Origin of the sequence: Streptomyces fradiae (genome assembly GCF_041270065.1) — a bacterium.
Lineage (GTDB): Bacteria > Actinomycetota > Actinomycetes > Streptomycetales > Streptomycetaceae > Streptomyces.
In genome coordinates this window covers 3,303,002-3,316,161 of sequence record NZ_CP065958.1, presented here as the reverse complement: position 1 = coordinate 3,316,161, position 13,160 = coordinate 3,303,002, and the positions used below count along the sequence as shown (strand labels likewise).

9 protein-coding genes are annotated in these 13,160 nt (G+C 72.1%); 7 read left to right on the top strand and 2 right to left on the bottom strand.

Features of this window, described 5'->3' with window-relative positions:
• Positions 1-66 precede the first annotated feature (66 nt).
• Together JAO84_RS14910 and JAO84_RS14905 are read right to left on the bottom strand one after the other, a co-directional pair.
• Entirely contained in the window at positions 67-255 is a 189-nt protein-coding gene (locus JAO84_RS14910) for a hypothetical protein (protein ID WP_370413323.1), read from the bottom strand.
• Between the two features lie 248 nt (positions 256-503).
• Positions 504-3,524 carry a BTAD domain-containing putative transcriptional regulator gene (locus JAO84_RS14905; RefSeq protein WP_370413322.1) on the bottom strand — a complete coding sequence of 1,007 codons (3,021 nt, stop codon included), beginning with the start codon at positions 3,522-3,524 and terminating at the stop codon, positions 504-506.
• Between the two features lie 166 nt (positions 3,525-3,690).
• Here JAO84_RS14905 and JAO84_RS14900 point away from each other — a divergent pair, with 166 nt between their 5' ends.
• The 7 genes from JAO84_RS14900 (at position 3,691) to JAO84_RS14870 (ending at position 13,093) form a co-directional block, all read left to right on the top strand.
• A complete protein-coding gene (locus JAO84_RS14900; RefSeq protein ID WP_370413321.1) occupies positions 3,691-4,908 on the top strand; it encodes an amidohydrolase family protein in 1,218 nt (405 codons plus the stop codon).
• Between the two features lie 116 nt (positions 4,909-5,024).
• Positions 5,025-5,951: a TIGR03619 family F420-dependent LLM class oxidoreductase gene (locus tag JAO84_RS14895; protein ID WP_370413320.1), complete on the top strand. Its 927-nt coding sequence runs from the start codon at positions 5,025-5,027 to the stop codon at positions 5,949-5,951.
• 17 nt (positions 5,952-5,968) lie between these two features.
• Entirely contained in the window at positions 5,969-6,730 is a 762-nt protein-coding gene (locus JAO84_RS14890; RefSeq protein WP_370413319.1) for an SDR family NAD(P)-dependent oxidoreductase, read from the top strand.
• Between the two features lie 106 nt (positions 6,731-6,836).
• The gene (locus tag JAO84_RS14885) at positions 6,837-7,961 is read left to right on the top strand and encodes an LLM class flavin-dependent oxidoreductase (RefSeq protein WP_370413318.1); all 1,125 of its coding nucleotides are present in this window, start codon (positions 6,837-6,839) and stop codon (positions 7,959-7,961) included.
• Positions 7,962-8,088: 127 nt separating this feature from the next.
• Entirely contained in the window at positions 8,089-9,816 is a 1,728-nt protein-coding gene (locus JAO84_RS14880; protein WP_370413317.1) for an amidohydrolase family protein, read from the top strand.
• Complete coding sequence (locus JAO84_RS14875; protein ID WP_370413316.1) at positions 9,813-11,288, top strand: aldehyde dehydrogenase family protein; 1,476 nt, start codon at positions 9,813-9,815, stop codon at positions 11,286-11,288. Before JAO84_RS14880 ends, JAO84_RS14875 begins: the two co-directional genes overlap by 4 nt.
• A 239-nt stretch (positions 11,289-11,527) precedes the next feature.
• On the top strand, positions 11,528-13,093 hold the full coding sequence (locus tag JAO84_RS14870; protein ID WP_370413315.1) for an APC family permease: 1,566 nt from the start codon (positions 11,528-11,530) through the stop codon (positions 13,091-13,093).
• The last annotated feature ends 67 nt before the right edge of the window (positions 13,094-13,160 follow it).

Genomic DNA, 13,160 nt, shown 5'->3' with positions numbered 1-13,160 from the left:
CCGGCGACTCCCCCGATGGCGCCGCCGGAACCGTCCCCCGCGATGGTGCGGCTGAGGAGCCCGGCGTCAGATCGTCTCGCCGGTGGCGTGCGAGTCCAGCGGCTTGATCGGCTCGCTGGTCGCGTGCGAGTCCAGCGTGGTGATGCCGGAGTTCGCGTCGAGCGGCTTGATCGGCTCGCTGGTGGCGTGCGAGTCCAGCGTGGTGATCTCCTCGCCGGTGGCGTGCGAGTCAGCGGGCTTGAGGTTGTCGGCCATGGAGTCGACTCCTGAAATTGTCGGACTGGCGGATAGAAGAGCCGTCCGCTCGGCGATTCCCCCGTGAACCGCCGGGCGGACGACGTCCAAAGCCGATCACCTTAACGGTGGGGCCTCGCGCCGATTCGTCTGCCCCCCGACACGACGGATCGACAACTCCGAGAGTGACGTGCGGCGATAAACGATTGATGAACGGCCTGTCCAGGCCTCCGCGACCGGGCTTGGCGGCGGAGGCCCGGCCGCTCCGGTCAGGCCGCGGCGGCCGGGTGGAGCAGGCCCCGGACCTCCTCGGCCTCGGGGGAGGCCAGCTGCTCGAAGACCGCGAGGGCGTCGCCCCAGCAGGCCCGCGCCCGGTCGATCTGCCCGAGCCCGGCCAGACTCCGGCCGAGGACGGTCAGGACGTTCGCCCGCCGCCAGTCGCCGCCGATGCCGTGGAGCACGGACAGGGCCAGCTCGGCGCTGGCCGCCGCCGCCGCGTGCTTGCGGTCGACGAGATGGACCTCGGCGAGCCGGAACAGGGTCATGCCGTGCCACAACTGCTGCCGGCTCTCCTGGAACACGGCCAGTGCCTCGGTCAGCACGTCCCGCGCCCGCGCGGTCTGCTCGGCGGCCGTGAGCGCCAGGCCCAGGGCGTACTTCCCGTTCGCGAGCCGCAGGGCGAGCCCGGCGTCGGCGGACTCGTAGATCGCGATGCCCCGCATCGCCAGGTCCACGGCACCCGCCACCCGGCCGGTCGCCAGGTGCACCCGGGAGAGGTTGCACAGCGCGCTCGCCTCGCCCGGGTGGTTCGCGTCGGCGCGGAAGGCCTCCCGCGCCTTCGACAGGTGGTCCTCGGCGTCCGCGTGCCGGTTCTCGTAGAGGGCGAGGATGCCGCGCTCGTTCGGGGCGTTCGCCGCCGTCCACGGGTCCGCGGACTCCTGGCTCAGCTCGTCCGCGATCCGGGCCTCCTCGGCGGCCTCCTCGAACCGGCCGGCGGTGCTGTACACCTGGCTGAGGGTGGTGCGGGCGCGGCCCTCCGAGTGGGCGTCGCCGAACCGGCGCGCGGCGTCCCGGACTGCCTTCGCGGCCGTCTCGTAGCGATGCGAGTTGGCGCCCGACTCGGCCAGGTCCTTGGCGGACATCAGCAGGTCCACGGCCCGGCGCAGGAAGGGCCGCCCCAGCGACTGCTGGGCGCAGGCCAGCACGCACTCGGCCTCGGCGTGCAGCCAGTCCAGGGCCTGGCCCGCGTCGGCGAAGGCGAGCCCGGCGCGGTCGGTGGTCTCCAGGTGGTCCACCGTGCGGTCGCCCGGCCGCTCGATCGCGTACACCCGCGCCGCCGTCGCCAGATAGAAGTCGAGCAGCCGCGACAGCGCCGACTCCCGCTCCGCGGGCGGCTGTTCGTCCCTCTCCGCGCACGCACGCGCGTAGAGCCGCACCAGGTCGTGGTAGCGGTAGCGGCCCGGCGCCGCGGACTCGACGAGCGAGGTGTCGACGAGCGCCTCCAGGAGGTCCTCCGTCTCCCACTCGGGGAGGTCCAGGACCGCGGCCGCCGCGGCGAGCGAGATGTCCGGCCCGTCGGCGAGGCCGAGGAGGCGGAAGGCGCGGGCCTGGGCGGGTTCGAGCTGGCCGTAGCCGAGCTCGAAGGTGGCCTTGACCGCGAGGTCACCCGCCTGGAGCTCGTCGAGCCGGCGCCGCTCGTCGCCGAGCTTGGCGGCGAGGACGGAGACCGTCCAGGTGCGGCGGGCCGCGAGCCGGGAGGCCGCGATGCGGATGGCGAGCGGCAGGAAGCCGCAGGCGGCGACGACGTCGAGGGCCGCCTCGCGCTCCGCCCGCACCCGCTCCTCGCCGACGATCCGGGTGAAGAGCTGCAGCGCCTCCTCCGGGGACATCACGTCCAGGTCCACCAGGTGCGCGCCCGCCAGGTCGACCATGCGGATCCGGCTGGTCACCAGGGCCGCGCAGCCCGCCGTGCCGGGCAGCAGCGGGCGGATCTGGGCGGCGTCGCGGGCGTTGTCGAGCAGCACGAGGACGCGGCGTCCGTCGAGCGTGGAGCGGTAGAGCGCGGCGCGCTCGTCGAGCGAGTCGGGGATCGCCGAGTCCGGCGTGCCGAGCGCCCGCAGGAACGCGCCGAGCACCGCCTCCGCCGCCGCCGCCCGCGCGCCCGCGCCCTGCAGGTCCACGTACAGCTGTCCGTCCGGGAAGTGCGGGCGGGCCTCGTGGGCGACGTGCACGGCGAGCGTGGTCTTGCCGACGCCGCCGATGCCGGCGAGCGCGGAGACGGCCATGACGGAGCCCTCGGCGGTGGCGAGCTGGTCGCTCAGCTCCCGTACGAAGGCGGCGCGGCCGGTGAAGTCGGGCACCGTGGCAGGGAGTTGGGCGGGGCGGGCGACGGGTGCGGCGGCCGGGGCGGGTTCCTCGACGGGCCGGGCGAGTTCGGCGTCGGCCTGGAGGATCCGTTGCTGGAGGCGGGAGAGTTCGGGGGTGGGGTCGACGCCCAGTTCGTCGGCGAGGAGGCGCCGGGTGTCGGCGTACACGGCGAGCGCCTCGGCCTGCCGGCCGGACCGGTAGAGCGCGAGCATCAGGAGCTCGCGGAGGCGTTCGCGCAGCGGGTGCGCGGCGGTGAGGGCGGTGAGCTCGGAGACGGCCTCGGCGTGCGCGCCGACCTCCAGGTCGAGGTCGAGCCGGCTCTCCAGGAGCTGCAGCCGCCACTCCTCCAGGCGGGTCCGCTGGGTCTCGGCGTACGGGCCGGGCACCGAGGCGAGGGCCTCGCCGTCCCACAGCGCGAGCGCCTCGTTGAGCCGGTCGCGGGCCTCCTGCCGCCGGCCGCCGCCGCGCAGCTTCTCGGCCTCGGCGGCCAGCTCGTGGGCGGCGGTCAGGTCGAGCGAGGTGGTGCGGATGGCGTATCCGCCGGACTCGCTGACGAGCACGCCCGGGTCGAGCACCTTGCGCAGCCGGGAGGCGTACGTGCGGACGGCGGCGAGCGCCTGGGAGGGCGGGTCCTCGCCCCAGATGGCGTCGATGAGCTCGCCGGAGGTGGCGGTACGCCCGTCCCGCAGCAGCAGGGCGGCGAGCAGCGCGCGCTGCTGCGGCGACCCGGTGGGCAGCGGTTCGCCGCCTCGCGCGGCTCGCACGGGCCCGAGCACGCCGAAGCTGAGCCCGGCGCCGGCGGCGCCGCTCCCGGCGGGGCCCGCGCCCATGTTCGTACTGGCGTCGGCGCTCCCGCCGTTGCCGCCCGAACCCGGGGCCGGTGTCCGCTGTCCCGGAACGCGCGGCCCGTTCTCACGGTCCATATGTCCCCCTGCCCGTACCGCTGGTTTCGCCCGAGACAGTCTGCCTTGTCCGGAGGGTGCGCGTCAGCATCGGGTCGGCCGATCCGGAGCGACGGGAACCGGTGGTGCGGCCTCCGTCCCCGCCAGTTTACTGACGGATCGTCAGATCGGCGCTACCGTGAAGCGCATGGAGAGCTTCCCCAAGATCATCTCGGTGGACGACCACACCGTGGAGCCCCCGCACGTCTGGCAGGACCGGCTCCCGTCCCGCTACCGCGACACCGGCCCGCGGATCGTCCGCGCCCCGTTGAAGGAAATGACCTTTCTGGGCGGAAAGTTCGCCCCCGTGATGGGCGCCAAAGGGGACGAAGGCCCCATCGGCGACTGGTGGGTCTACGAGGACCTGCACCGCCCGCTCACCCGGCTCGACACCGCCGTCGGCTACGACCGCGACGAGATACGGCTCGAAGTCATCACCTACGAGCAGATGCGCCCGGGTTCGTACAGCGTCCCCGAGCGGCTTGCCGACATGGACGTCAACCACGTCCAGTCCGCGCTCTGCTTCCCGACCTTCCCCCGATTCTGTGGACAGACCTTCACCGAAGCTTCCGATCGTGAACTCGGTCTGCTCGGCGTCCGCGCCTACAACGACTGGATGGTCGAGGAGTGGTGCGGCCCCGAGGCGCGGGGGCGGCTGATCCCGCTCACCCTGATCCCGCTGTGGGACCCCGAGCTCGCGGCCGCCGAGGTGCGGCGCAACGCGGCGCGGGGCGTGCGGGCGGTGGCCTTCTCCGAGATCCCGCCGCACCTCGGGCTGCCGTCGGTGCACACCGACCACTGGGACCCGTTCCTGCGGGCCTGCGACGAGACCGGCACCGTCATCGCGATGCACATCGGCTCGTCCAGCCGGATGCCGTCCACCTCGCCCGACGCGCCGCCGGCGGTCGGCTCCACCATCACCTTCGCCAACTGCTGCTTCTCGATGGTCGACTGGCTGATGAGCGGCAAGTTCGAGCGCTTCCCGAACCTGCGGATCATGTACGCGGAGGGCCAGATCGGCTGGATCCCGTACATCCTCGAACGCGCGGACGTGGTGTGGGAGGAGAACCGCGGCTGGGGCGGGGTCGCGGAGAAGGTGCTGCGCCCGCCGTCGGAGCTGTTCGCCGGGCACGTCTACGGCTGCTTCTTCGACGACGCCTTCGGGCTGCGCAACCTCGACGCGATCGGGGTGGGCAACGTCCTGTACGAGACGGACTACCCGCACTCGGACTCCACCTGGCCCAAGTCGCGCGAGGTCGGCGAGGCCCAGATGGGCCACCTGGCGCCGGACGTCGTGGAGCGGATCGTGCGCGGCAACGCGATCGAGCTGCTCGGGCTCACGGAGGACGGCCTCTGGGTGCCGTGACGGGGGCGGGCGCTGCCGGATACCCCGGTGCGACCCCTTGTCTGATGGAGCGTCAGCGGACAGCATGACTCCCCGATCGGAACTGACGGAACGTCAGATAGTGAGAGGGGAGTCCCATGAGTCCCACGGTCGTCTACGGGATCCAGCTGCCCGTCCAGTCCCAGAGCACCCTCTACGCCGAACCCTGGGAGGCCGCCGCCGGCCCCGACGACCTGCTCGCCGTCGCCCGCACCGCCGACGCCCACGGCTTCGACTACGTCGCCTGCTGCGACCACGTCGCCATCCCGCGCCGGCTCGCCGGGGCGATGAGCACCGTCTGGTACGACCCGGTGGCCACCCTCGCCTACCTCGCCGCCGCCACCGAGCGGGTCCGGCTGCTCTCCCACGTCGCCGTCGTGGGCCTGCGCCACCCGCTCGTCACGGCCAAGGCGTACGCGACCCTGGACCACCTCTCCGGGGGCCGGCTCGTCCTCGGGGTCGGGGCCGGACACGTGCAGGAGGAGTTCGAGGCGGTCGGCGCGGACTTCGCCGGGCGCGGCGGGGTGCTCGACGAGACGATCGACGCGCTGCGGGCCGCGCTCGGGCCCGAGGAGTACCCCGAGCACGCGGGGGAGCGCTTCGCCTTCCGGGACCTCGGCCAACGGCCCCGGCCCGCCCAGGACCGGGTGCCCGTCTGGGTGGGCGGCTCCTCGCCGGCCGCCGTGCGCCGGGCCGCGCTCAAGGGTGACGGCTGGCTGCCGCAGGGTGATCCGCGCGACCGGCTCGCCGGGCAGATCGCGAAGCTGCGGCGGCTGCGCGCGGAGGCCGGGATCGAGGCCCCGATCACGGTCGGCGCGATCACCGAGGCGCTGTACGTCGGCGAGCCCGGCTGGGACACCGGCCGGCGCGCCCTCACCGGCAAGCCGCAGGCCCTCGCCGAGTCGCTGCGCGCGTACGGGGCGATGGGCGTGGCGCAGATCCAGGTCCGGTTCCGCTCCCGGAGCCGTACCGAACTCACCGACCAGATGGCCGCGTTCGCGACCGAGGTCGCCCCCCATCTCTAGGCGTAAGGAGTACGGGCATGGGCAAGCTGGACGGACGCGTCGTCGTCATCACGGGCGCGGCGCGCGGGCAGGGCGAGCAGGAGGCGCGGCTCTTCGCCGCCGAGGGCGCGAAGGTGGTGCTCGGCGACGTCCTGGACGCCCCGGGCGAGGCGCTGGCCAAGGAGCTGGGGGAGGAGCGGGCGGCGTACGTCCACCTCGACGTGACGAGGGAGGCGGACTGGGCGGGGGCCGTGGCCGTCGCGAAGGACCGCTTCGGGCGGATCGACGGCCTGGTGAACAACGCGGGCATCCTGCGCTTCAACGAGCTGGTGTCGACGCCGCTCGAGGAGTTCCAGGCGCTGGTCCAGGTCAACCAGGTGGGCTGCTTCCTCGGCATCAAGTCGGTCGCCCCGGAGATCGGTGCGGCCGGCGGCGGCACGATCGTCAACACCGCCTCGTACACGGGCCTGACGGGCATGGCGGGCGTCGGCGCCTACGCCGCCACCAAGCACGCGGTCCTCGGCCTCACCCGGGTCGCCGCCCTGGAGCTGGCGCCGCGGGGCATCCGGGTCAACGCGGTGTGCCCGGGCGCGATCGACACCGCGATGAGCAACCCGGAGGGCGTGGACCCGGCGGCGACCGCCGAGCTCTACCGCGGTCTCGTGCCGCTGGGCCGGATCGGGCGGCCGGAGGAGGTGGCGGCCCTCGCGCTCTTCCTGACGGCCGACGACTCCTCGTACATCACGGGCCAGCCGTTCGTGATCGACGGCGGCTGGCTGGCGGGCGTGAAGCTCTTCTGAAGCGCTATCTGACGCATCATCAGCTATTGACACGACACCGGGCGCATCCAAGAATCTGACGATGCGTCAGGAACGCATCGAAAACTCACAAGGGCGGTGAACTTCCTTGGAATTCGGGATCTTCGTACAGGGATACGTCGGCAAGCGCGCCGAGACCGATCCCGAAGCCGAGCACAAGGCGCTCATGGAGGAGACCGAGTACGTCATCCAGGCCGACAAGTCGAACTTCAAGTACGCCTGGGCCTCCGAGCACCACTTCCTGGAGGAGTACTCGCACCTCTCCGCCAACGACGTCTACCTGGGCTACCTCGCCCACGCCACCGAGCGGATCCACCTCGGCTCCGGCATCTTCAACCCGCTCGCCCAGGTCAACCACCCGGTGAAGGTCGCCGAGAAGGTCGCCATGCTCGACCACCTCTCCGGCGGCCGCTTCGAGTTCGGCTCCGGCCGCGGCGCCGGCTCGCACGAGATCCTCGGCTTCTTCCCGGGCATCACGGACATGAACCACACCAAGGAGATCTGGGAAGAGACCATCGCCGAGTTCCCCAAGATGTGGCTCCAGGAGGAGTACGAGGGGTTCCAGGGCAAGCACTGGTCGCTCCCGCCGCGCAAGGTGCTGCCCAAGCCGTACGGCAAGTCCCACCCGGCCATGTGGTACGCGGCCGGCTCGCCCGCCTCGTACGCGATGGCCGGGAAGAAGGGGCTCGGGGTCCTCGGCTTCAGCGTGCAGAAGGTCTCCGACATGGAGTGGGTCGTCGAGTCCTACAAGAACGCGATCAAGGAGGCGAAGGCGGTCGGCGACTTCGTCAACGACAACGTCATGGTCACCTCGACGGCGATCTGCGCCGAGACCCACGACAAGGCCGTCGAGATCGCCGTCGGCGGCGGCCTCAACTACCTCCAGTCCCTGCTCTTCCGCTACCACGACACCTTCCCCCGGCCGGAGGGCGTCCCCGAGTGGCCCGAGCTCCTGCCCGAGTACTCCGCCGAGATCATCGAACTCCTCATCGCCGAGGAGCTGATGATCTGCGGCGACCCGTCGGAGGTCCTCGCCCAGTGCAAGCGCTGGGAACAGGCCGGCGCCGACCAGCTGTCCTTCGGCCTGCCGATCGGCATCTCCTACGAGGACACGATGACCACGATCAAGCTGATCGGCGAGCACGTGATCCCCAAGATCGACACGGACCCGGTCCACCGCACGACGCGCTTCCGGCAGTCCGCGGGGAGCTGACGCATCACAGCGCGGGGCGGTGTCTTCCCGGACCGCCGTCCCGTGACGGCCCCGGCCGGAGGTCGTTCCGCGGCGGCCCCGGGCCGGGGCGCACCCGCGTCCATGTGCAGAAAGGTCACGGATCGTCATGCTCGATCACCTCATCAAGGGCGCCACCGTCGTGGACGGCACCGGCGCCCCCGCCCGTACCGCCGACGTCGGCATACGCGACGGCCGGATCGTCTTCCCCGAGCCCGGGGAGGCGGCGACCACCACCGAGGACGCCACCGGCCTCGTCCTCGCCCCCGGCTTCGTCGACCCGCACACCCACTACGACGCCCAGCTGTTCTGGGACCCGTACGCCACCCCGTCCATGAACCACGGCGTCACCACCGTCGCCGGCGGCAACTGCGGCTTCACCCTCGCCCCGCTCCACCCGGACCGGCCCGAGGACGCCGACTACACGCGCCGGATGATGTCGAAGGTCGAGGGGATGGCGCTGAAGGCCCTGGAGGAGGGCGTCGACTGGGGGTGGTCGTCGTTCGCGGAGTACCTGGACGCCCTGGAGGGGCGGATCGCGGTCAACGCCGGGTTCATGGTCGGGCACTGCGCCCTGCGCCGGTACGTGATGGGCGCCGACGCGGTCGGCGGGCAGCCCACGCCCGAGCAGCTCGCGCGGATGACGGCCCTGCTCAAGGGGGCGATGGAGGCCGGGGCCTGGGGGCTGTCCACCACCCAGTCGTCGACGCACTCGGACGGCGACGGCGCCCCCGTCGCCTCCCGGCACGCCCGCCCGGAGGAGCTGATCGCCCTGTCGAAGGCGGTCGGCGAACACGAGGGCACCCAGCTCGAAGCCATCGTCGCCGGCTGCCTCGACCAGTTCTCCGACGCCGAGATCGAGCTGTTCGTCGAGATGAGCGCCGTCGCCGGCCGGCCCCTCAACTGGAACGTCCTCACCATCGACGCCACCGTCCCCGAACGCGTCCCGCGCCAGCTCCTCGCCTCCGAGCAGGCCCGCAAGTCCGGCGGCCGGATCGTCGCCCTCACCATGCCGATCCTGACCCCCATGAACATGTCGCTCGGCACCTTCTGCGCCCTCAACCTCATCCCGGGCTGGGGGGAGATCCTCGCCCTGCCCGTCCCCGAGCGGATCGCGACGCTGCGCGACCCGGCCGTACGGGCCGAGATGCTGCGCCGCGCCGACTCCAGGGAGGCCGGCGTCTTCCGGCGGCTCGCGCACTTCGGGCGTTACGTCATCGGCGACACCTACAGCCGCGAGAACGAGGGCCTGACCGGCCGGGTCGTCAAGGACATCGCCGCCGAGCGCGGCCAGGACCCCTTCCAGTGCCTCGTCGAGATCTGCGCCAACGACGACCTCAAGACCGTCCTGTGGCCGATGCCCACCGACAACGACCCGGCCTCCTGGGCGCTGCGCGCCGAGACCTGGCAGCACGAGGACGTCATGCTGGGCGGCTCCGACGCGGGCGCGCACCTGGACCGGATGTGCGGGGCCCCGTACACCACCCGCTTCCTCGGCGACTGTCTGCGCGGCCGCAAGCTGGTGCCCCTGGAGCAGGCCGTACGGATGCTCAGCGACGACCCGGCCCGGCTCTTCGGGCTGCGCGAGCGGGGCCGGATCGCCGAGGGCTACCACGCCGACCTGGTGCTCTTCGACCCCGAGCGGATCGACGCGGGACCGGCGACCCTCGTGCACGACCTGCCCGGCGCCAGCCCGCGCCTGGACTCGCGGGCGGTCGGCATCGTGTCCGTACGGGTCAACGGCGTCGAGACGATCCGCGACGACGAGGTCACGGGCGCGATCCCGGGGCGCGTGCTGCGCTCGGGCCGCGACACGAGGACGGTGAGCACCCGATGACGACGCACGAGGTCACCGAGAGGCTGTACATCGGCGGGGAGTGGGTCGAGCCCGACGGCGGGCACTACCCGGTGATCAACCCCGCCACCGAGGAGCTCGTGGGGCATGCGCCGGAGGCGAGTCGACAGCAGGTGTACGAGGCCGCCGAGGCCGCCCGTACCGCCTTCGAGGCCTGGTCCCGTACGACCCCCGAGGAGCGGGCCGCGATCCTCGACCGGGCCGCCGGCCTGATGGCCCGGGACGCCGCCGCGCACACCGAGCTTGCCCGCGCCGAGACCGGCGCCACCACGGCCACGGCCCGCGGGATGCAGGTCGCGGTCGGCGCCTCGCGCTTCCGGCGGTACGCGCGGGGCGCCCTGGAGCCGGTCGAGCAGGCGCTGCCGCCGCAGATCAACGAGGCCGGGCCGATGGGGAAAGCGGGCGTCTTCGGGGCGGTGGCGGTACGGCGCCCGGTGGGCGTGGTCACCTGCATCACCTCGTACAACAACCCCTGGGCCAACCCGGCCGGCAAGATCGCCCCGGCGCTCGCCATGGGCAACACGGTCGTGGTGAAGCCCGCCCCGCAGGACCCGCTGTCCGTCTTCGCGATGGTGCGGGCCCTGGAGGAGGCGGGGGTGCCGGCCGGCGTGGTCAACCTGGTCACCGGCTCGGCGCCGGCCGTGGGCGAAGCGGCCGTGGACTCCCCGGCCGTCGACATGGTCTCCTTCACCGGCTCCACGGCCGTCGGGCAGGCCATCGGCGAGGTCTGCGGCCGGGCGATGAAGCGGCAGCTGATGGAGCTCGGCGGCAAGGGTGCGGCCCTCGTCTTCGACGACGCCGACCTGGACGCCGCCGTCAGCGGCATCGGGACCACCTTCTCCTTCTACAGCGGCCAGATCTGCACGGCCCCGACCCGGGTGCTCGCCCAGCGCGCGATCCACGACCGGCTGGTCGAGAAGCTGGCCGCGTACACCGGCTTCCTGAAGGTCGGCGACCCGGCGGAGCGGGGCACGGTGGTCGGCCCGGTGATCTCGGCGGCCCACCGCGACCGGATCGAGGCGTACGTGGAGCTCGGCCGGAAGGAGGGCGCGCGGGTCGTCGCGGGCGGCGAGCGCCCGGCAGGCCCCGGCCTCGACCGGGGCTTCTACGTGGCGCCGACGCTGCTCGCCGACTGCACCAACGAGATGCGGGTGGTGCGGGAGGAGATCTTCGGCCCGGTGGTCGTCGTGGTCCCCTTCGACGACGAGGAGGAGGGCATCGCACTCGCGAACGACAGCGACTACGGACTGATCGACTACGTGTGGTCCGGCGATGTGGCCCGCGCCTTCCGGGTCGCGGCCCGGCTGCGGGCCGGCGGCGTCGGCGTGAACACCATCGGCCGGAACATGGAGGCGCCGTTCGGCGGCTTCAAGAAGAGCGGGGTGGGGCGGGACGTCGGCTCGTACGCGCTGCACGCGTACAGCGAGCTGCAGGCGGTCGTCTGGCCGGGGTGACACAGGGGGTGACGCACGTCACAGGGAAAGTCTGGAACGGGCGATTCCGGGCGCGGCTGCGGTTTCCGTATATCGGACACTCGGTTCCGTCCGGAGGCTTGGCTGGTTCACCTTGTCAGTCGATCTTTCAATCTTTGGCGTGAGTCCGATTCGACCCACGCAATGCAAGGCTGTGATCGCTCCGGTAGGCGGAATTCGATCATCCGGATGTGGAAAACGCAGCACTTAACGTCGAGTTCATGACTCAGGTGGACGTGCGGCCCCAGGCCGGAGACACGGTGCGGGGCGTCCCTGCCCAGGGCGGCACCGACGGCGTGCGCAGCAAGGGACTCGGCGGCAACTCCGTCGGCCTCCTCGGCAGCGCCGTCATCGGCATCTCCACCGTCGCCCCCGTCTACTGCCTGACCTCCACCCTCGGCTCCACCGCCGGCGAGGTCGGCCTGCAGATGCCCGCCGTCTTCCTCGCGGGCTTCCTGCCGATGCTGCTCGTCGCATTCGCGTACCGCGAGCTCAACAAGGTCATGCCGGACTGCGGCACCTCCTTCACCTGGACCGTGAAGGCCTTCGGCCCCAAGCTCGGCTGGATGTGCGGCTGGGGCCTGGTGATCGCCACGATCATCGTGCTCTCCAACCTGGCCGGCGTCGCCACCTCGTACTTCTGGCTGCTCGCCGGGGAGATCACGAGCAACCCCTCGATCGGCGCCCTGGACGACAACAAGGCCGTCCACATCGTCACCTGCCTCGCCCTGATCGCCGCCGCGACCGCGATCAGCTACCGCGGCATGACCGCCACCAAGGGCGTGCAGTACACCCTCGTCGGCCTCCAGCTCGTCGTCCTCGCCGTCTTCGTCGGCATGGCGCTGTCGAAGGCCGGCTCCTTCGAGAGCTCGGTCGACTTCTCCTGGTCCTGGATGAACCCCTTCGCGGTGCAGTCCTTCGGCGCGTTCACCGCAGGCCTCTCGCTGTCGATCTTCATGTACTGGGGCTGGGACACCTGCCTGACCGCCAACGAGGAGACCGTCGGCGCCGAGAAGACCCCCGGCCGCGCCGCGCTCATCGCGATGGTCGTCCTGGTCGGCTCCTACCTCGCCACCGGCGTCGCCGCCCAGATGGTCGTCGGCTCCGGCGACCAGGGCCTCGGCCTCGCCAACCCGGAGACCTCCGACAACGTCTTCGCCGCCCTGGCCGGCCCCGTCATGGGCCCCGCCCTCGGCATCCTGCTCTTCCTCGCGGTGCTCGCCTCGGCCGCCGCCAGCCTCCAGACCACCTTCATCCCGGTGGCCCGCACGGTCCTGGCCATGTCCGCGTACGAGGCCCTGCCCGCCTCGTACGCCAAGGTCCACCCGCGCTTCAAGACCCCCGGCAAGGCCACGATCGTGGCCGGCGTCGCCACCGGCGTCTTCTACACGGTGATGACCCTGGTCAGCGAGCACGTCCTGGTCGACACGATCTACGCGCTCGGCCTGATGATCTGCTTCTACTACGCGCTGACCGCCTTCGCCTGCGCCTGGTACTTCCGCCGCGAGCTGACCGCCTCCTTCCGCGACCTGGTCTTCAAGGGCCTCTTCCCGCTGCTCGGCGGGCTGCTCCTGTCGGCGGTCTTCGGCAAGACGCTGTACGACATGTGGGATCCGGCGTACGGCTCCGGCTCCGCGGTCTTCGGCGTCGGGTCGGTGTTCGTGATCGGCGTCGGGCTGCTGCTGCTCGGCCTGGTGATCATGCTGGTGATGCGCGCCAAGAGCCCCGCGTTCTTCCGGGGCGAGGTGCTCACCAAGGAGACGCCGTCGCTGGTCGTCGAGGACTGATGGACTCCTCGGCCGTCCGGTGACGGAGAACGACGAGGTGGCGGGCCCGTGGGGGGTCCCGCCACCT

Bases quoted from the DNA above. Each gene is read 5' to 3' on its own strand.
- JAO84_RS14890 (WP_370413319.1), top strand. From the start codon at position 5,969: ATGGGCAAGCTGGACGGACGCGTCGTCGTCATCACGGGCGCGGCGCGC.
- JAO84_RS14905 (WP_370413322.1), bottom strand. From the start codon at position 3,524: ATGGACCGTGAGAACGGGCCGCGCGTTCCGGGACAGCGGACACCGGCC.
- JAO84_RS14910 (WP_370413323.1), bottom strand. From the start codon at position 255: ATGGCCGACAACCTCAAGCCCGCTGACTCGCACGCCACCGGCGAGGAG.
- JAO84_RS14870 (WP_370413315.1), top strand. From the start codon at position 11,528: ATGACTCAGGTGGACGTGCGGCCCCAGGCCGGAGACACGGTGCGGGGC.
- JAO84_RS14880 (WP_370413317.1), top strand. From the start codon at position 8,089: ATGCTCGATCACCTCATCAAGGGCGCCACCGTCGTGGACGGCACCGGC.
- JAO84_RS14900 (WP_370413321.1), top strand. From the start codon at position 3,691: ATGGAGAGCTTCCCCAAGATCATCTCGGTGGACGACCACACCGTGGAG.
- JAO84_RS14875 (WP_370413316.1), top strand. From the start codon at position 9,813: ATGACGACGCACGAGGTCACCGAGAGGCTGTACATCGGCGGGGAGTGG.
- JAO84_RS14895 (WP_370413320.1), top strand. From the start codon at position 5,025: ATGAGTCCCACGGTCGTCTACGGGATCCAGCTGCCCGTCCAGTCCCAG.